Annotated in this window: 19 protein-coding genes; 11 read left to right on the forward strand and 8 right to left on the reverse strand. The window is 75.0% G+C overall.

Going from position 1 to position 19,950, the window contains the following annotated elements:
• Positions 1-214: 214 nt before the first annotated feature.
• Positions 215-787, reverse strand: a complete 573-nt coding sequence (locus AB0F71_RS13480) for a helix-turn-helix domain-containing protein (RefSeq protein ID WP_360232232.1) — start codon at positions 785-787, stop codon at positions 215-217.
• A 163-nt stretch (positions 788-950) separates the two neighbouring features.
• Between AB0F71_RS13480 and AB0F71_RS13485 the strand changes: the two genes are divergently transcribed.
• The gene (locus tag AB0F71_RS13485) at positions 951-1,688 is read left to right on the forward strand and encodes an SDR family oxidoreductase (protein ID WP_360232235.1); all 738 of its coding nucleotides are present in this window, start codon (positions 951-953) and stop codon (positions 1,686-1,688) included.
• A 187-nt stretch (positions 1,689-1,875) separates the two neighbouring features.
• Here the strand turns inward: AB0F71_RS13485 and AB0F71_RS13490 are convergent, their stop codons facing one another.
• Positions 1,876-5,889, reverse strand: a complete 4,014-nt coding sequence (locus tag AB0F71_RS13490; protein WP_360232237.1) for a Pls/PosA family non-ribosomal peptide synthetase — start codon at positions 5,887-5,889, stop codon at positions 1,876-1,878.
• Between the two features lie 433 nt (positions 5,890-6,322).
• Here AB0F71_RS13490 and AB0F71_RS13495 point away from each other — a divergent pair, with 433 nt between their 5' ends.
• Positions 6,323-6,988 carry a histone deacetylase gene (locus AB0F71_RS13495; protein WP_360232240.1) on the forward strand — a complete coding sequence of 222 codons (666 nt, stop codon included), beginning with the start codon at positions 6,323-6,325 and terminating at the stop codon, positions 6,986-6,988.
• 43 nt (positions 6,989-7,031) lie between these two features.
• Here AB0F71_RS13495 and AB0F71_RS13500 read toward each other — a convergent pair whose 3' ends face one another.
• The 3 genes from AB0F71_RS13500 to AB0F71_RS13510 all read right to left on the reverse strand — a co-directional run bounded on the left by AB0F71_RS13500 (position 7,032) and on the right by AB0F71_RS13510 (position 8,930).
• Complete coding sequence (locus tag AB0F71_RS13500) at positions 7,032-7,781, reverse strand: hypothetical protein (protein WP_360232243.1); 750 nt, start codon at positions 7,779-7,781, stop codon at positions 7,032-7,034.
• A 190-nt stretch (positions 7,782-7,971) separates the two neighbouring features.
• A complete protein-coding gene (locus AB0F71_RS13505) occupies positions 7,972-8,514 on the reverse strand; it encodes a GNAT family N-acetyltransferase (protein ID WP_360232246.1) in 543 nt (180 codons plus the stop codon).
• 50 nt (positions 8,515-8,564) lie between these two features.
• On the reverse strand, positions 8,565-8,930 hold the full coding sequence (locus AB0F71_RS13510; protein ID WP_360232249.1) for a DoxX family protein: 366 nt from the start codon (positions 8,928-8,930) through the stop codon (positions 8,565-8,567).
• Positions 8,931-9,063: 133 nt separating this feature from the next.
• On the opposite strand from AB0F71_RS13510, the gene sigJ reads away from it, so the two are divergent.
• The 3 genes from sigJ (at position 9,064) to AB0F71_RS13525 (ending at position 11,319) form a co-directional block, all read left to right on the forward strand.
• Positions 9,064-10,002, forward strand: a complete 939-nt coding sequence (gene sigJ / locus AB0F71_RS13515; protein ID WP_360232252.1) for an RNA polymerase sigma factor SigJ — start codon at positions 9,064-9,066, stop codon at positions 10,000-10,002.
• Positions 10,003-10,351: 349 nt separating this feature from the next.
• A complete protein-coding gene (locus tag AB0F71_RS13520; RefSeq protein ID WP_360232255.1) occupies positions 10,352-10,840 on the forward strand; it encodes a MarR family winged helix-turn-helix transcriptional regulator in 489 nt (162 codons plus the stop codon).
• Positions 10,837-11,319: a MarR family transcriptional regulator gene (locus AB0F71_RS13525; protein ID WP_360232258.1), complete on the forward strand. Its 483-nt coding sequence runs from the start codon at positions 10,837-10,839 to the stop codon at positions 11,317-11,319. The genes AB0F71_RS13520 and AB0F71_RS13525 overlap by 4 nt, the downstream gene beginning before the upstream one ends.
• Positions 11,320-11,377: 58 nt before the next feature.
• Here the strand turns inward: AB0F71_RS13525 and AB0F71_RS13530 are convergent, their stop codons facing one another.
• Positions 11,378-12,160 carry a DUF6193 family natural product biosynthesis protein gene (locus tag AB0F71_RS13530; RefSeq protein ID WP_360232261.1) on the reverse strand — a complete coding sequence of 261 codons (783 nt, stop codon included), beginning with the start codon at positions 12,158-12,160 and terminating at the stop codon, positions 11,378-11,380.
• A 287-nt stretch (positions 12,161-12,447) separates the two neighbouring features.
• Here AB0F71_RS13530 and AB0F71_RS13535 point away from each other — a divergent pair, with 287 nt between their 5' ends.
• On the forward strand, positions 12,448-13,662 hold the full coding sequence (locus tag AB0F71_RS13535) for an alpha/beta hydrolase (protein ID WP_360232264.1): 1,215 nt from the start codon (positions 12,448-12,450) through the stop codon (positions 13,660-13,662).
• 111 nt (positions 13,663-13,773) lie between these two features.
• Here the strand turns inward: AB0F71_RS13535 and AB0F71_RS13540 are convergent, their stop codons facing one another.
• Both AB0F71_RS13540 and AB0F71_RS13545 read right to left on the reverse strand, forming a co-directional pair.
• On the reverse strand, positions 13,774-14,208 hold the full coding sequence (locus AB0F71_RS13540) for a GNAT family N-acetyltransferase (protein ID WP_360232266.1): 435 nt from the start codon (positions 14,206-14,208) through the stop codon (positions 13,774-13,776).
• Positions 14,209-14,252: 44 nt separating this feature from the next.
• Positions 14,253-15,266, reverse strand: coding sequence for a S66 peptidase family protein (locus AB0F71_RS13545; protein WP_360232269.1), 1,014 nt, complete (start codon positions 15,264-15,266; stop codon positions 14,253-14,255).
• Between the two features lie 311 nt (positions 15,267-15,577).
• On the opposite strand from AB0F71_RS13545, the gene AB0F71_RS13550 reads away from it, so the two are divergent.
• The 5 genes from AB0F71_RS13550 (at position 15,578) to AB0F71_RS13570 (ending at position 19,950) form a co-directional block, all read left to right on the forward strand.
• Positions 15,578-16,303: a class I SAM-dependent methyltransferase gene (locus AB0F71_RS13550; RefSeq protein WP_360232272.1), complete on the forward strand. Its 726-nt coding sequence runs from the start codon at positions 15,578-15,580 to the stop codon at positions 16,301-16,303.
• 366 nt (positions 16,304-16,669) lie between these two features.
• Positions 16,670-17,611: a glycoside hydrolase domain-containing protein gene (locus AB0F71_RS13555; protein WP_360232275.1), complete on the forward strand. Its 942-nt coding sequence runs from the start codon at positions 16,670-16,672 to the stop codon at positions 17,609-17,611.
• Between the two features lie 137 nt (positions 17,612-17,748).
• Entirely contained in the window at positions 17,749-18,264 is a 516-nt protein-coding gene (locus AB0F71_RS13560; protein ID WP_360232278.1) for a hypothetical protein, read from the forward strand.
• A 23-nt stretch (positions 18,265-18,287) separates the two neighbouring features.
• Positions 18,288-18,758 carry a VOC family protein gene (locus AB0F71_RS13565; RefSeq protein ID WP_360232281.1) on the forward strand — a complete coding sequence of 157 codons (471 nt, stop codon included), beginning with the start codon at positions 18,288-18,290 and terminating at the stop codon, positions 18,756-18,758.
• A 172-nt stretch (positions 18,759-18,930) separates the two neighbouring features.
• Positions 18,931-19,950: an SDR family NAD(P)-dependent oxidoreductase gene (locus AB0F71_RS13570; RefSeq protein ID WP_360232284.1), complete on the forward strand. Its 1,020-nt coding sequence runs from the start codon at positions 18,931-18,933 to the stop codon at positions 19,948-19,950.

Below are 19,950 nucleotides of genomic sequence, written 5' to 3' on the forward strand. Positions count from 1 at the left end.
TCAAGTGCTGTTGAAGTCGTCCAATGGGTGCCGACCGCAGCCGTACGGGCTTTCGCGGTCGATGCCCCGCCCGTACGGAAACGGACCGGGGCCGGGGCCGCCTTCCTTCGATCGTGCCGTTGGCGGCCCCGGCCCTCGTCACCGTCCCGGCCCTCGTCACCGTCCCGGCCCTCGTCACCGTCCCGGTCCTCGTGCGGCGTCGTGCCCCGCGGGTTCAGCGCTGCGGCCGGAGGCCGTCCAGGGTGAGGTCGAGCAGGCGCTCGGCCTGCTGCCGGTGCTCGGCGCCCGCCGAGGTGAGGGCGATGCCCTCCAGGGCGGCGGCGAGGTCGGTGGGCCGGATGTCGGTGCGGATCACGCCGGCGGCCGCGCAGGCGTCCATGAGCGTGGCGACGGCGTTCCGGATCATCTCCCGGCTGCCGCCGTAGGGGTTGGCCCCGGTGGCGGCGATGGCGCGCAGGGCGTCGATCATGCCGTACTTGGCGGTGACGTAGTCCAGGAACAGGCGGGTCCAGGCGCGCAGGGCCCGCTCGGGCGGGTGCCGCGCGAGCAGGGCGGGGGCGGCCTCGCACAGCTGGACCACCTCGTTGCGGTAGACCGCCTCGATCAGAGCCTCCCGGGTGGGGAAGTTGCGGTACAGGGTGGCGCTGCCCACGCCCGCCTCCTTGGCGATGCGTTCCAGGTGGGCGTCCGGCCCTTGTTCCCCGAACACGCGCGCGGCGGCGGTGAGGATCTTCTCCCGGTTGCGCCGCGCGTCGGCCCGCAGCGGCCGGGGTGCTCCGTCGGTCATCGGTGCTCGCCGTCCTCGTTCCTCGGTGGTCTTCGTCCGTCGGCGGTCTTCCCGCTTGATAAACGGAGGCGTCCCCACTTAGCCTGAGGGAAGCGGGGGCGCCTCCGTTTTCACTGTAGGGCAGTGCGCCCACCGCGTACGGACCGGGGAGAGGGAGAGGCTCATGACGGGCATCCAGGGCAAGGTCATCGCGATCACGGGCGCCAGCAGCGGCATCGGGGAGGCGACCGCGCACCACCTCGCCGAGCGGGGCGCCCGCCTCGTGCTCGGGGCCCGGCGCCGGGAGCGGCTGGAGGCCGTCGTGGCGGCCGTCACCGCCCGGGGCGCCGCCGCCACCGGCGTCGTCGTCGACGTCACGCGCCGCGAGGACCTGCGGCGCCTGACCGACACGGCCCTGGACCGGTACGGCCGGCTCGACGTGCTGGTCTCCAACGCGGGCACGATGGCCGTCTCGCCGTTCGACGAGCTGCGCCAGGACGACTGGGACGCCATGGTCGCCACCCACGTCACCGGCCTGCTCAACGGCATCGGGGCGGCCCTGCCCGTCTTCCGCCGCCAGGGCGGCGGCCAGTTCGTCAACGTCGGCTCCACCGCGGCCCACGTCGTCAGGCCCCCGCAGGGGGTCTACGCGGCCACCAAGGCGGCGGTGAAGGTGCTCACCGAGGGCCTGCGCCAGGAGGCGGGGCCCGACCTGCGCGTCACCCTCGTCTCCCCCGGCTTCACCCACACCGAGGGCGTCGGCAAGGGGGCCGGCCCCGAGGTCGCGGCCGCGCTGGTGCGCCGGCGCGACGAGATCGCCATGCCGCCCTCCGCCGTGGCCTCGGCCATCGGCTACGCCGTCGCGCAGCCGGACGGCGTCGACGTCAGCGAGATCGTCGTACGCCCCACCGCCCAGGACTGAGCCCCGCGCACCCGGGCCCGCACCGGCACCGGCACCGGCACGGGCACGGGCGCACCGGACCGACAGGCGCCGCCTGCACCATGGCCGTGGACACGGCGTTCTTCTCCCGGGTCCGGGCACAGCGCAGGCGGTGCGTCCGCGGGGGGTACGTGGCCGCACCGCCGGTGCGCGGGCCGGTCCGTGCGGGCTACCGCACGGCGGCCCGGCGGCGGCCGCGGGCGGCGCGGCGCCCGGCCGGCGGGGTGGCGTCGGCGTTCCAGGCGGCGACCGGGTTGCCCAGCCAGCGGGTGGCGGCGGGGACGTTCTCCCCGCGCATCACCAGGGAGGCCGGGCCGACCGTGGTGTCGTCGCCGAGCGAGGAGTTGAGCAGCACGATCGAGTGCGGCCCGGTGGTGGAGCCGGCGCCCAGGTGGACGGGGCCCAGCCGCATCACCCGGTCGTGGAACAGGTGGGTCTGCAGCACGGTGCCGCGGTTGACGCTGGCGCCCGCCCCGACGGTGACCAGGTCGCTCTCGGGCAGCCAGTGGGTCTCGCACCACGCCCCGCGTCCGATCCTCGCGCCGAGGCTGCGCAGCCACAGGTTGAGGTAGGGGGTGCCGGTCATGGCGGCGCCGCCGAAGGGCATGGCGAGTTCCTCGACGAAGGTGTCGTAGAGCTCGTTGCGCCACACGAAGGAGGACCACAGCGGGTGCTCGGACACCCGGAAGCGTCCGACCAGCAGCCACTTGGCGAGGGTGGTGACCGCGCACGCGGCCGCGGCGGCGGCCACCAGTACCAGGCCGGCCGCGGCGGCGGCGGTGCCCAGCCCGTAGTCGTCGCGCAGCGCCTGGAGGGCGGCGAAGGCCAGGTCGGCCAGGATCGCGGCGACGACGACCGGCAGCAGGCGGCAGACCTCCACGCCGGCCCGGGCCCACATCAGGCGCCTGGGCGGGTTGTAGGTGCGGTCCTCGCCGCCGGCGGCGGCCACCCGGGGCAGGGCGAAGGCGGGCCGGCCCAGCCAGGAGGAGCCCTCGGGGGCGTGGGCGGGGGTGTCGGAGAGCACGCCGACCAGGGAGTTGTCGGGCAGTGAGCGGCCGGGGCCGACGATGCCGGAGTTGCCGACGAAGGAGCGGCGTCCGACGTGGGAGCGGCCCAGGTGCAGCCAGCCCCCGCGCAGCTCGTAGGGGGCGACGAGGGTGTCGTCGGCGAGGAAGGCGCCGTCGTCGACCCGCATCAGGGCGGGCAGGGCGAGCACGGTGGAGGCCTCCACCCGGCGGCCGATCTTCGCGCCGAGCAGGCGCAGCCACACCGGGGTGAAGAGGCCGGCGTAGAAGGGGAACAGGGTGCGCCGGGCGCCGTCGCCGAGGTGGGAGACCGCCCAGGCGCAGAACGCGACGCCGCCGGTGGCCGGGTGGAAGCCCGGGCGCAGCGGGAGGGAGAGCAGGCGGATCAGGAGGGCTATCAGCGCGGCGTGGCACAGGAGGGTCAGGACGGCCAGTGGGACGGTCAGCGGCAGCAGCTGGAGCAGGGCGGCGGGCAGGGTGCGGTCGTGGTCGACCAGCGGGTAGAGGATGGACAGCGCGGGCAGGGCGGCCAGGACGGGCAGGAGGCCGAAGACGGCGAAGGCGGCGCCGTAGGCGGGCTTCCAGGCGCGCGAGGCCTTGGCGGGGTGGGCCGGCCAGGGGGTGGGGGCCTCGGTGCAGGGGCGGGCCGGGGAGCCGTGCCAGTGCTCGCCGGGCGGGACGGCGGCGGTGACGCAGGAGCCGGGGGCGATCTGGGCGCCGGCGCCGATGCGGGCGCCGGGCATCACGGTGGCGCGGTGGCCGACGGCGGCGCCCTCGCCGATGTCGAGGTGGCCGAGTTGGAGGGTGTCGCCGTCGAGCCACCAGCCGGCGATGTCGGCCTCGGGTTCGAGGCTGGCGCCGTTGCCGATCCGGGCCAGGCCGGTGACCGGGGGCGCGGTGTGCAGCTGGACGTCGCGGCCGACGCGGCAGCCGAGCATCCGGGCGTAGCGCACGGCCCAGGGGGTGCCGGCGAGGTTGCCGGTGCCGAACATGGCGGTGTAGCGCTCGGCGGCCCACAGTCGCAGGTGGACGTGGCCGCCGCGGGGGTGGCTGCCGGGGCGGATGCCGGCGGTGATCAGGCGGGCGCCGGCGGCGGCGAGCAGGGTGCGGCCGGGGGCGGTGAAGAACAGGAGCGCGCCGGCCGCCACGGGCCACCAGGAGCTGTGCGGGGCCCAGGGGATGCCGGGGTCCATGAGGTTGTCGGCGGCGATCAGGACGATGATCCAGCGCAGGCCGGAGAGGCCGAACATGGCGAGGAGCATCAGGGTCTGCCAGAGGGCGGCGCTGCGCGGGGTGGGGCGCACCGGCGTGCTGGGCGGCGGGGTGGTGGTCGCGGCGGCTTCCGGCCCGGCCGCGGCCGCCTGGGCCCGCGGGGCCGGGGCGAGGGAGTCGAGGTAGCCGGCGAGGTCGCCGAGTACCGGGTGGGCGTAGAGGTCGGCGACGGAGACGCCGCTGTGGCGGGTGCGCAGTTCGGAGACCAGGCGGGCGGCGGTGAGGCTGGAGCCGCCGAGGGCGAAGAAGTCGTCGCCGCCGGCGGGGGCCGTGCCGAGCAGGCGCTCCCACTGGCCGGCGAGCCAGCCGGCGGTGCCGTCCAGGGGCTGGGCGGGGCCGCCGTCGCCGCCGCCGGTGGTGCCGGTGGTGGGCAGGGGCCAGGGCAGGGCGTTCCGGTCGACCTTGCCGGAGGTCTTGGTGGGCAGGGAGTCGACCAGGGCCAGGACGGGCACCAGGGGGGCGGGCAGGCGGTCCAGCAGGTGCTGGCGGGCGGTGGCCAGGTCGGGGGTGGTGCCGGGGCGGGCGACCAGGTAGCCGACCAGCAGGTCGGCGCCGGCGGGGGTCTTGCGGACGGCTGCGGCGGCCGCGCGGATGCCGGGCAGGGACTGGAGGGCGGCGTCGATCTCGCCGAGTTCGATGCGGCGGCCGCCGAGTTTGATCTGGTCGTCGGCGCGGCCGAGGAAGACCAGGCCCTCGGGGTCGTTGCGGACCAGGTCGCCGCTGCGGTAGACGCGGGGGGAGGCGATCGCGGGGTGGGGGCTGTACTTCTCGGCGTCCTTGGCGGGGTCGAGGTAGCGGGCGGTGCCGATGCCGCTGATCAGGAGTTCGCCGCTCTCGTACCAGGGCACGGGGTGGCCGTCGGGGTCGACGACGGCGATCTCCCAGCCGTCCAGGGGTGCGCCGATGCGTACCGGCTGGCCGGGGAGCAGGCGGGCGGCGGTGGCGACGACGGTGGTCTCGGTGGGGCCGTAGGTGTTCCAGAACTCGCGGCCGGGCACGGCCAGGCGCTCCACCAGTTCGGCCGGGCAGGCCTCGCCGCCGACGATGATCAGGCGGACCTGGTCCAGGCACTCCTGGGGCCACAGGGCGAGCAGGGTGGGGACGGTGGAGATCGCGGTGATGCGGCGCTGGACGAGCCAGGGGCCGAGGTCGGTGCCGGCCTTGACCAGGGAGCGGGGGGCGGGCACGAGGCAGGCGCCGTGGCGCCAGGCCAGCCACATCTCCTCGCAGGAGGCGTCGAAGGCCACCGACAGGCCCGCGAGGACGCGGTCGCCGGGGCCCAGCGGCTGGTGGCGCAGGAAGATCCGGGCCTCGGCGTCGACGAAGGCGGCGGCGCTGCGGTGGGTGACGGCCACGCCCTTGGGGCGGCCGGTGGTGCCGGAGGTGAAGATGATCCAGGCGTCGTCGGCGGGGGTGGGCCAGGCCGGGCGGCCCGAGGGCCGGGCGGTGGGGCCGGCGAACAGGCGGCGTTGGGCGCCGACGACGGCGCAGACCCGGGCGTCCTGCCAGATCATCTCGGCGCGCTCGTCGGGGTCGTCGGCGTCCACCGGGACGTAGGCGGCGCCGCAGCGCAGCACGGCGAGGATGGCGACGTACAGGTCGGCGGTGCCGGAGGGGATGCGCACGCCCACCCGGTCGCCGGTGCCGATGCCGTGGCCGGCCAGGACGCCGGCGAGGGCGTCGACCTCCTGCATCAGGGTGCTGTAGTCGAGGACGGCGTCGCCGGTGTCCAGGGCGGGCGCGTGCGGGTGCGCGTCGGCCGTGGCGGCGATGACGTCCAGGAGGCTTCGGGGGTGGGCGGGCTGGGCCACCGGCCAGCCCGCCGCCTGCCCGGGGTGGGGGCGGTGCAGCGTGGCGGGGCCGGCCGTGTCGTGCCGTGCGTCCATGGGGTGGTTTTCCTCGGCTCCGTATTCCTGGGAGGGCGCGCATCGCCTGCTACGTGCGGTGACGTCCGGGTCACCCGGTGGGAGGCGCCCACTCACCATGACTCCGCTGGGAGTCGGCTGGATGCAGCACAGGCGCGGTCAAAGGGAATTCTCATCATCGATGCCGTTTCCTCAGGCACCGATACGAATCGAATGTCATTTCGAGGTTTTTCGAGCGTTTTCGATGGTGAAGGCTAGTCGGCGGACACCGGAGGGGCGTGACGACGGAGGGAAGAGTGATGAACACCATGGCGACCGGAACGGTACAGGTAGTGAGGGGTCGACTACCGAATCGGGGGGTTTCGGTCGGATTCTCGACCCGTGCACGTCATTCTCATGTGGGTGCGGGCGGCTGCCGCCGTCCTTTTCCGTGCGGATGTCTCCTGTGAATTCGGTGTGCGCCACAACCGACGGCCGCGGCGCCGGTGGCCGCGGCGCCGGTGGCCGGGACCGGCTCCTGTGGTACGCGGCGTACGGGTCCAACCTGCACGCCGCCCGCTTCTCCTGCTACCTCTGCGGCGGCCGTCCGGACGGCGCGGCGCGCACCTGCCCGGGCTGCCGCGACCGGCGCCCGCCGCGCGCCAGCGCCGCCCTGACCCTGCCCGGCACGGTGTACTTCGCCGGGCACTCGGCCACCTGGAGCGGCGCCACCGCCTTCTACGACCCCGCCGCGCCCGGACGGGTGCCCTGCCGCGCCTACCTCGTCACGGCCGGCCAGTTCGGCGACGTCGCCGCCCAGGAGATACACCGCCGCCCCGGCACCGACCTCGACCTCACCCGGGTCCTGGCCACCGGGCGCGACCGGCTCGGCCCCGGCCGCTACGAGACCCTCCTGCACGTGGGAGCACTTCGGGGGCGCCCGGTGCTCACCCTCACCTCCCCCACCGGCCTGGCCGGCGCCACCTGCGCCGCCCCCTCCCCCGCCTACCTGCGCACCCTGGCCGCCGGCCTCGCCGAATCCCACACCTGGGGCCCCTGGCGCACCGCCGGCTACCTCGCCACCCGCCCCGGCGCCGTCGGCCACTGGCCGGTGCCGGCGGTCGCGGCGCTGCTGGACTGAGCAGGGGCGGCCCTGCTGGACCGAACAGCCGGCCGCGGCCCGCTCAGCCGTCGACGTCCGCGGAGCGGCACGGCTCGGTGACGGCCGGACACAGCAGGGGCGAGTCGTCGTCCGTGTACGGCGGCTCCATCGTCTGCCCTCCGGGCGCCGGGGAGCCGGGGACCTGCGTGGCGAAGCCGTACTGGACGACGGTGACCGCCTTCCCGCCCCCGAGGTCGATCACCCGCTGGTGCAGCGGCCCGAACCGGTGCCGGGCATCGCCCCGCAGCACGACCTGCCTCGTGTCCACGGGGAAGAGCACGAAGAGGGACAGCCGCCGGTGGTCGCCGATCATCCGCGGCCGCTTGCGGGCCGTGAAGGCCCCGGGCGGGCCACCGGTGACAGCGATGCTCAGGAGGCCGTCGACACGGGTGGCCGAGGCCAGGCACAGGCGGGAGTCGTCCTCCAGCCACACCACGTCCGCCCAGTCCTGGGAGCCCTCGCTGCGGTCGAGCACGACCGTGTTCTCCAGCGTCGGGACCGGGCAGTCCGACGTGTCCTCGTGCATCCTGGCCAGCTCGTCCAGGACCCACCGCGCCGCCGCCGGGGCCGACTCCGCCAGCACCACCCGGTGCACCGCCGCAGTAGCCGTGGCCGTCGCCGTTGTCGTCGCTGTTGCCGTTGCTGTTGCCGTTGCCGTGGGTTTCGCCGTGGGTTCTGGCGTGCCGCCGTCCTGCCCCGTACAGGCCGCCGCCCCCAGCGCCAGCACCGCCGTCGCCACCACCGCGCCCGCGCGCCGCACCGTACGCCCCATCACGCCACCCCGTCAGTCGCCCGCCCCCGCGATGTTCGTCCACATCCTGCCCGCCCCGACGGGCCGGGGTGTCCGCGAACGGCAACAGCCGCGTCCCGAAGCGGCACCGCCCCGCCGGGCCGGCCGGGCCGGCCAGGGGTGCAACAGGCTTGTGTTGAACGGGCGTTGGGACCTCAGGCGCCGGGCGGGGTCAGGTGCCGGGCGTCGGGGGGCGGATGCCGAGCCACTGCTCGGCGCCCCAGGCCCGGTAACGCTCCACCTCGGTGAAGCCCAGCCTGGCCGCGAGCCGCATCGAGGCGATGTTGGCGCTCTGGGTGGCCAGCACCACCGGCTCGCCGGGCAGCACGCCGGCGAGCCAGGCCAGGGCCGCCGTGCACGCCTCGGCGGCATAGCCGGACCCCCAGGCCCGGGGCAGGAACAGGTAGCCGAGGTCGAGAGCGCCGGCGGCGGCCGGGCGGCGGTCGCCGCTCGCCCTCCGGAGCAGGACCAGGCCGACCATCGCCCCGTCGAGTTCGGCGACGAAGGTCCCGGGCCGGTCCTCGGGCGCCCCGGGCAGCTCGCGCTCGACCTCCTCGCGCGGCCGGGCCCCGCCGAGGTAGGCGTGCACCTCGGGCGAGGAGAACAGGTCGACGAACGCCGCGCGGTCGCCCTCCCGGCTCCCGCGCAGCACGAGGCGCTCGGTGCGGATCGGCGCGGGCGGCCAGACCGCCGCCCCCAGGTCCAGGTCTTCCATCCGCGCACCCTACAAGGGCCCGCCGCAGGCCAGTTGAGGCAGGCCTACCGTCACCAGCGGCCCCAGGCCACGAAGGCGGCCAGCAGCAGGTAGAGCGCGTCCACCGCCACCAGCGGGTACTCCCGGCGCCGCAGGCGCACCAAGGCCGCGCCGGCCATCATCAGCACCAGGCCGAGCGCGGCCAGCGGCACCAGCACCGGCGCGACGTGCAGCAGCGCGGGCAGCACCAGGCCCAAGGCGGCCAGGACTTCGAGGGCGCCGATCGCCCGCACCCCCGCCGCGCTGAAATCCTCGACCCAGCGGCCGCTGCGCCCGGCGGCGGCGATCCGCTCCTTGGGCACCAGCACCTTGAAGGCGCCGCCGAGCAGGTAGACGGCGGCCAGCAGGGCGGTGACGGTCCACAGGGCAGGGTTCATGGTGTTCGTTCTCCTCGGTACGTTGTCCGCTGCTGCCCTCTGGGACAGGGCGGCCGGGCGGCCTGTGACAGCCGCCCGCGGTGACGCGCGCCACCCCGGGGCCGGGGCGGCGCCGGGACGGGACGGAGTGGCCATGGCAGCAGCGGCGAGCGCGACGGAGGCGGCGGGGTACCGGCCGCTGCTGTTCTCCATCGCCTACGGCATGACGGGTTCGGTGGGCGACGCCGAGGACCTCGTCCAGGACACCTTCCTCAACCTGACCCGCGCCCAGCGGGCGGGCACCACCGTCACCAACCTCAAGGCGTACCTGACCACGTCGGTCACCCGCCTGGGCATCAACCACCTCGGCTCGGCGCGGGTGCGGCGCGAGTCCTACGTCGGCGAGTGGCTGCCCGAGCCGGTCGTCGCCTTCGCCGAGCGCCCCGGCGACGCCCCGGCCGAGCACGCCGAACTGGCCGACTCGCTGTCGATGGCCCTGCTGCTGATGCTGGAGGCCCTCTCCCCCGTGGAGCGGGCGGTGTTCCTGCTGCGCGAGGCCTTCGGCTACGGCTACCCGGAGGTCGCGGAGCTGACCGGCAAGTCGGAGGCGAACTGCCGTCAGATCCTGACCCGGGCCCGCAAGCGCCTGGCCGCGGGCGACGCCCAGGCCCCGGCGCCCACGGCCCGCCGGGCGGAGGGCGACGAACTGGCGCGCCGCTTCTTCGAGGTGGCCGCCGGCGGGGACCTGACCCAACTGCTCGACCTGCTCGCCCCCGACGTGGTCTTCCACGGCGACGGCGGCGGCAAGGCGCAGTCGGTCGGCAGGTCGGTCGCCGGCCAGGAGCGCGTCGCCCAGCTGCTCGCCTTCGGCTTCGGCCGCAGCCGCGAACTCGGCATCACCCTGCACCCGGCGCTGGTCAACGGCCGCCCGGGCGCCGTCTCCTACGACCCCCAGGGGCGCGTGACCTCCGTCCTGGAACTGCACATCGTCGACGGCGCGATCCGGGCGCTGCACTCCGTGTCCAACCCCGACAAGCTCGGCCACCTCGGCGAGGTCTCCGACCTCGGCCTGCGGCGGGCGCGGGAACGCTAGGACGCGACCCGACAACGCCCCAGGCCTACCAATCCCGTTCGGGTGAACCACCGCGCCCCGGCGTAGGGGTGGGGCCGGGCGGGGGTAACCCCGTCACCGGGAGTCGCGAAGGCCCGTACCGGTGCGGGCCTTCGCGGCTGCCTCCCCGGCCCCGCCGTGAGCGCCCGGCGACGACGCACGCGCCAGCGCCGCGCTTCGCAACTGCGAGGGGGTGAGCAACCACATGAACAGCCTCCCGAAGACCTTCTCCCTGCTTCTTCCGACCACTCAACGCAGGGCGGCCCCACCCGGTCACGGCGCCCCGCGAAAACAGTAGCCATGGACATAGTAGCCATGTACAGTATCTGCCATGAGCGAAGCAGCCGAGAACGCCACCGCCGGATTCCTGGTCTGGCGCCTGTCCATGAAGTGGCGGGCCGCCATCGACCGGGCCCTGGCGCCGCTGGGCCTGACCCACGCCCAGTACGCGCTGCTGGGCTCGCTGTACGGCCTGGCGCGCACCGGGCAGCGCCCCAGCCAGCGCCAACTCGCCGACCACACCGGCCTGGAGGCCCTCTACGTCTCCAAACTCGCCCGCGCCCTGGAGGCCGCCGCACTGGTCGAGCGCACCCGGGACCCGAAGGACCCGCGCGCGATGCGGCTCTCGCTCACCGACCAGGGCCGCGAGGCCACCGGGTGCGCGATCACCGTCGTCCAGGGCCTGCTGGAGCAGCTGCTGGAACCGCTCGGCGGCCAACACAGCCCGCGCACCCGGGAGTTCACCCGCGAGCTGACGGCCCTGCTCGACGTACCGCTGGACCCGCGCACCGACGACAACGAGGAGCAGCCCCAGCCATGACCACCGCAACCACCGCAACCACCACCTCAACCGCCACCGTGGCCGCCCCCGCGCTCAACCCCCGCTCCATCGCCCTGGCCCACTACGCCGCCCGCGCCCTCCTGGAGGGCGTCCTGGCCCGCCACGGCGCCACCTTCGAGCAGAGCGTGACGCTGCGCGCCGTCACCGCCGCGGGCGGGTCGGTCGGGGCCGGCGAGCTCGTCGCCGAGGTCACCGGCGCGCTCAAGGCCCCGGAGGCGGCGGTGCGCGCCGTCGTCGGCGAGCTGACGGCGGCCGCCCTGCTGGCCGAGCGTCCGGACGGGAGCCTCGAACTCACCACGGCCGGGCGCGAGTTGTACGAGCGCGCCGGCGCCGAGACGGCCGGGATCTCGGCCCGCCTGTACGCGGGCATCCCGGACGCGGACCTGGCCGCCGCCGGGCGGGCGCTGGCCCTGATCACCGAGCGCGCGAACGCCGAACTGGCCCGCCAGGCCGGGTGAGCAGCGGCCACGCCCACACGCCCGGTCGTCGGTGGGGATGCCCCCGGCCGTCGGCGGGTCAGGGGGTGAGGTCCTGGGGCAGGTTGGCCAGGATCACCGCGACGGCGGCCTCCGTGCCCTCCACCACCCGCACGCTGCGGTCGGGGAACATCAGCTCGTAGCGGCCCCCGCCCAGCGACCTGGTGCGCGGGAAGTCGCCGACGTCGGGGTGCGCGGCCCGGCGGCTGAGGGTGAACCAGCACATCGACTTTCCCGGGGACAGGGCCCGCAGCCGGGGCTGCGCGTGGGCGGCCCGGATCAGGTCCAGGAGCTCGGTGTCCCGGTGGGGCAGGGGGCCGCGCTGCATCATCCGCCACCGCGCGGCCACGGCCTCGGTCTCGCCGCGTTCGTGGGCCTCGGCGAGGTCCCAGGTCTCCAGGAAGGGCCACCGGGCGGTGAGTTCACGCACCCCGCTCCCCCGCACCCAGGCCTGGAACACCGCGGCGACGTCGGCCAGGTCCAGCGCCCGGCCCCTGGCCATGTGGATCCAGCCGAGCCAGCAGTCGACCAGGAAGACCCGCTCCCCGCCGCCCGGGGTGACAACGGTCGCCGAACGCCCGTCGGCCTCGGTCTCGCTCTCGGCTTTCGCGGCCACCTTCCGCCAGCCCGGAGAGGACGTCAACTCGACGGCCAGCTCCAGACCCGCCCGGTCGGCCGCCGCCTGGAGCGCGCCGCGCACCGAGCCGGCCGCCACCACCTCCGGGTAGAGCGCCGCGTACGCGCGCAGCGGGTCGGTGTCGGCCTCAGCGCCGGTGTCAGCGTCGGTGCGGATGTGGGCGTTCTCGGAAGGCAGTTCGGACATGCGGCCGAGTGTGCCACCGCCCGGCCGGTCACCGCAGGTCGATCCTTCGGGGGTTCACGCGGCCTCGAGCGGGCAGCCGTCGCACGTCCTGCGGCAGGGCTCGGCGGCGTGTTCGTCGCAGGCCGGGACACAGGTGGCGCTCGGCGATGCCGGCGAAGGGAACGTCGCGCCGCACGACATAGCCCCGGGGTATGACTCCGGTACCCCACGGGGGCTACGAACGACGCCGGAAGGTTTGCCTCCACGGGTTGATTCGACGCGCAGTCGCGGACCCTAGGTTCGAGCCCATGAAACGCAATCGCCGTATCAGTGCCGTCGCGGCGCTGACGCTCGCCGCCCTCGTCACCGGAACCGGCGCCGGGTTCGCCGCCACGACGACCACACCGACGACCTCACGGTCGGCCACCCCGTCGGCCACGCACGCGTTCAACACCGCACCGGCCACGGCCACCGCGCCCGCGCCGGCCTTCCACGGCACGCTCCCCGCGCCGACCGGCCCCTACGCCGCCGGCGAGGAGGTCATCCACCTCACCGACACGAGCCGTCCCGACCCGTGGGTGCCGTCGTCGGGCCCGCGCCAACTGGCCGTCACGATGGTCTACCCGGCCGTCCCCGGGACCGGGACCCCGGCCCCGTACATGACCCTCGCCGAGGCAGCCGGAGTCCTCGAGCGCCGGAAGCTGCCGGCGAGCTCCGGCGTCACCCCGCAGACCCTTTCCGGCGTCACCACCCACGCCTTCGACGGCGCCCGGCCGCAGGGCGGCAAGCATCCGCTGGTGGTCCTCTCACCCGCCTACGAGGACCCGCGCATGACGCTCACCTCGCTCGCGACCGACCTGGCCAGTCACGGCTACGTCGTCGCGCTGGTCGGCGACACTAACGGGGACAGCGGCGAGACGCTGGCGGACGGCCGGACGCCGCCGTGCGCGATCTGCGACGACCCGGCGCTCGACTTCGACTCCGTCGCCGCCAACCGCGCGCGGGACGCGTCCTTCGTGATCGACCGGTTGACGCACGGCAACACCGCGTGGCGCCTGGCACACCTCATCGACAAGCACGAGATCGGCATGGCCGGACACTCCATCGGCGGAGCGGCGGCCGCCGCCACGATGATCGCCGACCCGCGCGTACGGGCCGGAGTGAACATGGACGGCTCCTTCCACCCGGCCCCGCTGCCCGGCCAGATCGACCGGCCGTTCCTCATGCTGGGTGCGGCCGCCTCCAACGACTCGGCCGGCGGCGAGTGGGAGCAGCCCTGGGCCGCGCTCGGCGGCTACAAGAAGTGGCTGACGTTCACCGGCGCCGACCACTTCAGTTTCAGCGACCTGGACCTGCTCATGGAGGAGGCCGGGTTCCCGACGCCGCCCCTGTCCCCGGAACGCGGGGTGGCGCTCACGCGCCAGTACGTGACGGCGTTCTTCGACCAGGCGCTGAAGGGGATCCACAGTCCGCTGCTGGACGGCCCCTCGCCGGACAATCCGGAAGTGCTCTTCCAGCACTAGCGCGGCTGCTCGTGCAGCGCCGCGGATCGTGGGCGGTTCGCCGCCCGCGGCCCGCGGCGTGGACGGGATCCGGACCTGAGCCGCACAAGGTCCGCGGCCGGCGGCAGCCCCTCAGAGCCGCATGAGCCCGGCGGTGGTCGGCCGGAATCCGCACTGACCGTAGAAGGACTCCAGGTGCGGCTCGTAGTCGACGTGCAGCCACTCGGCACCGCTCGCCTTCGCCTCGTCGGCGGCCGCCCTCACCAGCCGCACCCCGAGCCCCTTCCGGCGCTCATCCGGGTGCACGGTCGTGTCCAGGATGAAGGCGTGCGCGCCGCCGTCGCCGACGACGTTCACGAATCCGACCAGCCGGTCACCTCGACGCGCCGCGATCCAGGTCAGACTGCGGGACAGCATCGGTGCGAAGGAGGTCGGCCGGTGGGCCGGCCACGACGCGCCGAACAACTCGTTGAGCTCGGCATCCGTCAGGTCAGGACACACCACCAACACCTCGTCGCCGGCCTGCGACGCATCACTGATCACCATGCACAGCAGCCTGCCATGCACCCACGGCTGTGATCACCCCCTCCACGAACCTCCGGGGAGCAGCGCTAGTGCAGCGCCGCGCGGGGGCCCACCGCCGGTTCGAGCAGCGACAAAATGCGCTGCTGCGCGTCGAGGCCGGCGCGGATGCCCACCGGCAGCGGCAGGTTCGGGCCGGCGTGCCCGAAGTCGACGTTGCCCAGGACCGGGATGTCACGATCCCCGAGGACGTCGAGGACGATCTCGCGCAGGGTGGGGGAGGTGCCGGGCTCGAGTCCGCCGATCTCGCGTGGAACGCCCACGACCATGCCGGAGATCCGGTCGAGGATGCCGCTGTGCCGCATCACCTGCAGGTAGCTCCACACGTACGATGCCAGGCCGCCCATCTCCTCCCAGAACAGCACCGCGCCGTCGAAGCGTTCGAGCGGCAGCGCGAAGGGCGTCGCCTGCGCCAGCACGATGCGGTTGATCACCCCGCCGATCAGCGGGCCCTCGGCACGACCGGGACGCCAGCACTCCCAGGACGGGCTCGCGGGCAGTGCGCCGATCGCCTCGGTGCCGGTCAGCAGCCTGGTGTAGAGCTCCTCGAGTTGCGTCTGTCGCGCGACGGGCGCGTACGGCCAGTGCCCGCCGAAGCCGGGGACGGCCATGTCGGCGTGGAAGCCGACCAGGCCCGTGCGCGCGTGGAGCACCAGGTGCAGCAGCGAGATGTCGCTGTAGCCGAGGATCGGCTTGGGGTCGGCCCTGATCGCCTCGACGTCGATCAGGTCGAGGTAGCCGAGCGCCGTCTGGCCGCCGTCACTGGCGACGATCGCGCGTACCTCGGGGTCGCGCAGAAGACCGTTGAGCTCCGCGGCGATCTCGGCCGGCGTGGCCGCGCTCCACCAGTGGCGCCGTCCTGCTTCGAGCAGCGGAGCCCGCCGCACGCGGAACCCCATCCGCTCGAACACCTCCACCGTCCGCTCGACGTTGGGCTCGTAAGCGGCCGGCAGCGGGCCGGACAGCGCGGCGATGACGACGAGGTCCCCGGGCGCCAGGGCGCGCGGCCGCAGCAGTGGGGGCGGGGGCGTGGAGGCGGTCATGGCGCCAGTGTCGCCGCTGCCACGGCCCGGGTCACCCGAGTTTCCGCCGCCGACTCGCGGGCCGGGCACGCCCCTAGGGCGTGTCTGACAATTCGCGTCGGATCAGCGCGCGGCGTTGGGGTGCGTGCATCGCAAGGCGGAGGATGGGGGCACCTCCCGGCCGAAGGCTGGGGGAGAGTCCATGCGGAGCATCGGCGACTGACGACAACGCGGCGAGGTGCGCTTGTGCCCTGGGGGTACCTCCCGGCCGAAGGCTGGGGGAGCGTCGCGCGCCCGGCGGGAATTGTCAGACACGTCCTATGGTGGTCGGCATGGCTGACGAGTGCTTCACGCATCCGCGGCTCGCCGCGCTCTACGACGCGCTGGACCCCGACCGCGGCGACCTGGACGCCTACCTGGCGATGGTGGCGGAGTTCGGCGCGCGCCGGGTGCTGGACCTCGGGTGCGGCACCGGGGTGTTCGCGCTGCTGCTGGCCGGGCGCGGGGTCGAGGTGGTCGGGGTGGATCCGGCGGCGGCCTCCGTCGAGGTGGCCCGGGCCAAGCCGGGCGGCGAGCGGGTGCGCTGGATCTGCGGGGACGCGGGTGAACTCCCGCCGCTGCAGGTCGACTTGGTGACGATGACGGCCAACGTCGCCCAGGAGATCACCGACCCGACGGCCTGGCGGACCACCCTGCGGGGCGCCCTGGGGGCGCTGCGCCCGGGCGGGCGGCTGGTGTTCGAGACCCGTGACCCGGCGGCCCGGGCCTGGCAGGAGTGGACCCGCGAGCGCTCCCACCGGGTGACGCCGGTGCCCGGCGCCGGGCCGGTGGAGAGCTGGGTCCAACTGCTCGGGGTTCAGGGGCCGTTGGTGTCGTTCCGCTGGACGTACGTGTTCGGCGCGGACGGGCGGGTGCGGACCTCGGACTCGACGCTGCGCTTTAGGGAGCGGGCCGAGGTCGCGCAGGACCTGGCCGCGGCGGGCTTCGTCCTGGAGGAGGTGCGCGGGGCGCCGGACCGGCCGGGGCGGGAGCTGGTGTTCGTGGCCCGCCGCCCGTGAACCCCGAGGACACGCACCCCGGGACACACAACCCGGGACACCCGGCCCTGCGCCGAGGCCCCCGTGCCGAGGCGCTGCCGCACACGCATGGGCGGCGGTCGCGCTCGGTAACGGGCGGTGGCCGGCGGCCCCTTGGGCGCAGTGCCGCACCCGTGCGGTCGGTGCTTCAATGGAAGGGACGACACGACGATCCCACCGCCGGACGGCCCAACGGCCAGCCCCGGCCCGACGGCACGCGCCGTCGGTGGCCGGGCGGGCGAGCGGGACGACGGGGCGGGCGCCGCAGTGCCGTCCGGCAGGGCCCCCGTCCCCGCGCCCCCGCGTACCCGCCGTTTCCCCCACGGGATTTCGAGAACGGGGACCCTCATGCACCTCGGATTCGACCGCCTGGACTATCCCGGCGACGCGCTCATGCAGTCCATGTTCGATGCGACACCGATGGCCTTCACCGGGATGTTCCTCGCCCCGGCGCCCAGCCAGCCCAACACCAGCTGGATGTCGAAGGTGGCCACGCTGCGCGGCATGGGCTGGGGCCTGGCACCCCTGTACGTCGGGCAGCAGGCGCCCGGCGGCGATGGCTCGCACATCCTGACCGCCGCCCAGGGAACGGCCGACGCCCTCGACGCGAGGGCACTCGCGCAGAGCGCCGGACTGGAGCCCGGTTCCGTCGTCTACCTCGACATCGAGGTCGGCGGGACCCTGACGGCGGCCCATCTGGCCTACGTCAGCGCCTGGGTCGCCCAGATGCAGCTGCCGGCCTTCCGGGCGGGTGTCTACTGCTCGTTCTTCCAGACCGCGCAGCAGGTGGTGACGGCGGTGGGGAACATCCCGATCTGGGCCTTCCGCGTCATCGACAGCGGGCCGACCCAGATCGACCTCTCCTCCGAGACCGCGCCCGACCCGGCCGGTTCCGGCTTCGGGGCGGCGCTGGCCTGGCAGTACCGGCAGAGCAAGAACGGGGCGATCACCCTGAACTGGACGGACTCGGGGGCGCCCAGACAGCTGGTGACGGTGGACATGGACAGCGCGGTCTGCCTGGACCCCTCCAACCCCGTCATGCCGTCGCCGGTGGTGAACTCGGTGAGCCCCGATCCGGCGTCGGTGGGTCAGACCGTGACCTTGACCGGCAGCGAGTTCGACGGCGCCAACGACGTCGCCTTCGCCGGCACCAGCGCGACCAACATCGCGGTCACCTCCGACACCTCGATCGACGCCCAGGTGCCGTTCGGGGTCTCCGGCCAGGTGGACGTGGTGGTGAGCAACCGCTGGGGGAACCAGAGCCCGCCGGCCGCCCTCACCGTGGCCTAGCGGCAGGCGCGGCACGGGAAGTCGGCCGGGCCGACTTCCCGCGCCTGCGTATGCCGGAAGTCGGGCGGGGTGGTTCGTTTCCTGACCGTGCGTCCGGTCGTTGAACGCTGCACCACGTCCCGACGGAGAGCCACCCCATGCCTGTTCGCCCCCGGCGCGCGGCGGCCGCAGCCGCCCTCGCCGCCGCACTGCTCCTGTCGCTGTCGCCGTTCCCGGCCGCCGCCGCCCGCGCGGCGCAGCCGGCGGTGACGTACAGCCTGCGCAACGCCCGTACCGGCACCTGTCTGCACCACGTCCCCGGCACCGCCCAGGTGCGGCTGGAGCCGTGCGAGGCGGCGGCGCCCGGGCAGCGGTGGGAGCTGCGGGCGGTCGGCGCGGCGGTGAACGTGGCGGCGTTCGACCCGGAGCAGGGCGCCTGGGGGTGTGTGGCCATCGGCGACAACTGGAGCATCCGCTACGGGCAGTGCCGTGCGACCGAGTCGGCGTGGAGCGTGGCGGACGGCGGCCGTTGCCGGGTCCGCTCGGAGTCGGACCTCAACGACAACGACCTCTACCTGACGCAGACCCAGGAGGGCGGCCTGGGCGCCCGGCCCGGTGGCGCCGGCCCGGCCGCGGACTGGACGGTGACGGCCGATGCCCCGGCCGGCGCGTGAGCGTGCCCTGCTACCGTGCCCGGATGTCAGCGATCAAGCAGCCGGCGATCCAGCAGCCGGCGATCAGGCAGCCGGTGATCAGGCAGTTCCAGGTGACCTTCGACTGCGCGGAGCCCGGGCGGGTGGCCCGGTTCTGGTGCGAGGTGCTGGGCTACGTCATGTCGGCGCCGGCGGGGTTCACCTCGTGGGAGGAGTACGAGGCCTCCCGGGCGCCCGAGGAGCGGGACTCCTGGTGCGCGTGCACCGATCCCTCGGGGGTGGGTCCGCGGCTGTACTTCCAGCGCGTCCCGGAGGGCAAGGCCGTCAAGAACCGGGTGCACCTGGACGTGCGGGTGGGCACCGGCCTGGTGGGCGAGGAGCGCCTGGCCGTGCTCAAGGCCGAGGCCGCACGGCTGGAGGCGCTGGGCGCCCGGCAGGTGCAGGTGCTGTACGACGGCCACGACTCGTGCATCCCGATGCTGGACGTCGAGGGCAACGAGTTCTGCGTCGACTGAACCCCGACTGAGCCCCGGCGCGGCCGGGCCGGGCGGGGTGGGGTGGCGACGGTGGGCCGACAGCGGGGACAGCGCGCTGCCGGTGGGGTGTGAGCGGCCCGCGGGAACCTCGGGGCCGGGGCGTGACCGACGCGCCCCCCGAGGCCCGCCGCACACCCCAGGGAGCCGTCCGATGCCCAACTCCGCACCCCAGAGCCCGCCGTGGGACGTCCGCCGGCTGCCCCGCGCCGACGGGAGGACCGTCCTGGTCACCGGCGGCAACGCCGGCATCGGGTACTTCGTCGCCGAGCAGCTGGCCGGCACCGGCGCCACCGTCGTCCTGGGCAGCCGTGACCGGGGCAGGGCCCGGGCGGCGATGGCCGCCATCGGCGCGCGCGTGCCCGGTGCCCGGGTGCGGCACCTGCCGCTGGACCTGGCCGACCCGGCCTCCGTCGAGGCGGCCCCCGGCGCGCTCGACGCGCTCGATCTGGAGCGCCCGGGGCGTCTGGACGCGGTCGTCCTGAACGCGGGCATCGCCCTGGACGACCCGCCGCGCCGCACCACGCCGGGCGGCCACGAGCTGATGTTCGCCACCAACCACCTGGGCCACTTCGCGCTCACTGCCCACCTGGCCCCGCTGCTGTCGGCCGCCCCCGGCAGCCGGATCGTCACCACCGGCAGCTTCGCCGCCAAGTCCGAGCGCCTGGACTTCGCCGACCTGCAGAGCGCCCGCGACTACCGGCCCAAGCGCGCCTACGCCCGCTCCAAGCTGGCCCAGATGCTGTTCGCCGTCGAGCTCGGCCGCCGGCTGCGCGCCGCGGGCAGTACGGCGCTGAGCGTCCTGGTCCACCCCGGCGGGGCGCTGGACGCGCTCACCCCCGCGCGCCCGCCGCTGCACGCCCGCAGCACCGGCGAGCACCTGGCCCACCTGCCGCTGGGCCTGGTCGTCCAGGGCAAGGACGCCGCCGCCTGGCCGGCGGTGCGGGCCGTGCTGGACCCGGGGGTGCACGGCGGCCCGGTGCTGTGGAGCCCGCGGGTGTTCGGGCTGCGCGGCGAGCCCCGGCCCGAACCCCTGTGGGAGCAGCTGGCCGACCCGGGGGCGGCGGCCTGGCTGTGGGAGGCCAGCTGCGAACTGACGGGCTGCGAGCCGGTGTTCGCCGCGGGCCCCGGCCGCGCGGGCGGCCCCGTGGGCGGCCCCGTGGGCGGTCGTTGA

The organism is Kitasatospora sp. NPDC028055 (assembly GCF_040637885.1).
Taxonomy (GTDB): Bacteria; Actinomycetota; Actinomycetes; order Streptomycetales; family Streptomycetaceae; genus Kitasatospora.

Coding starts and splice junctions, on each gene's coding strand:
- AB0F71_RS13480 (WP_360232232.1), bottom strand. CDS start 787: ATGACCGACGGAGCACCCCGGCCGCTGCGGGCCGACGCGCGGCGCAAC.
- AB0F71_RS13485 (WP_360232235.1), top strand. CDS start 951: ATGACGGGCATCCAGGGCAAGGTCATCGCGATCACGGGCGCCAGCAGC.
- AB0F71_RS13490 (WP_360232237.1), bottom strand. CDS start 5,889: ATGGACGCACGGCACGACACGGCCGGCCCCGCCACGCTGCACCGCCCC.
- AB0F71_RS13500 (WP_360232243.1), bottom strand. CDS start 7,781: ATGGGGCGTACGGTGCGGCGCGCGGGCGCGGTGGTGGCGACGGCGGTG.
- AB0F71_RS13505 (WP_360232246.1), bottom strand. CDS start 8,514: ATGGAAGACCTGGACCTGGGGGCGGCGGTCTGGCCGCCCGCGCCGATC.
- AB0F71_RS13510 (WP_360232249.1), bottom strand. CDS start 8,930: ATGAACCCTGCCCTGTGGACCGTCACCGCCCTGCTGGCCGCCGTCTAC.
- sigJ (WP_360232252.1), top strand. CDS start 9,064: ATGGCAGCAGCGGCGAGCGCGACGGAGGCGGCGGGGTACCGGCCGCTG.
- AB0F71_RS13520 (WP_360232255.1), top strand. CDS start 10,352: ATGAGCGAAGCAGCCGAGAACGCCACCGCCGGATTCCTGGTCTGGCGC.
- AB0F71_RS13525 (WP_360232258.1), top strand. CDS start 10,837: ATGACCACCGCAACCACCGCAACCACCACCTCAACCGCCACCGTGGCC.
- AB0F71_RS13530 (WP_360232261.1), bottom strand. CDS start 12,160: ATGTCCGAACTGCCTTCCGAGAACGCCCACATCCGCACCGACGCTGAC.
- AB0F71_RS13535 (WP_360232264.1), top strand. CDS start 12,448: ATGAAACGCAATCGCCGTATCAGTGCCGTCGCGGCGCTGACGCTCGCC.
- AB0F71_RS13545 (WP_360232269.1), bottom strand. CDS start 15,266: ATGACCGCCTCCACGCCCCCGCCCCCACTGCTGCGGCCGCGCGCCCTG.
- AB0F71_RS13550 (WP_360232272.1), top strand. CDS start 15,578: ATGGCTGACGAGTGCTTCACGCATCCGCGGCTCGCCGCGCTCTACGAC.
- AB0F71_RS13555 (WP_360232275.1), top strand. CDS start 16,670: ATGCACCTCGGATTCGACCGCCTGGACTATCCCGGCGACGCGCTCATG.
- AB0F71_RS13560 (WP_360232278.1), top strand. CDS start 17,749: ATGCCTGTTCGCCCCCGGCGCGCGGCGGCCGCAGCCGCCCTCGCCGCC.
- AB0F71_RS13565 (WP_360232281.1), top strand. CDS start 18,288: ATGTCAGCGATCAAGCAGCCGGCGATCCAGCAGCCGGCGATCAGGCAG.
- AB0F71_RS13570 (WP_360232284.1), top strand. CDS start 18,931: ATGCCCAACTCCGCACCCCAGAGCCCGCCGTGGGACGTCCGCCGGCTG.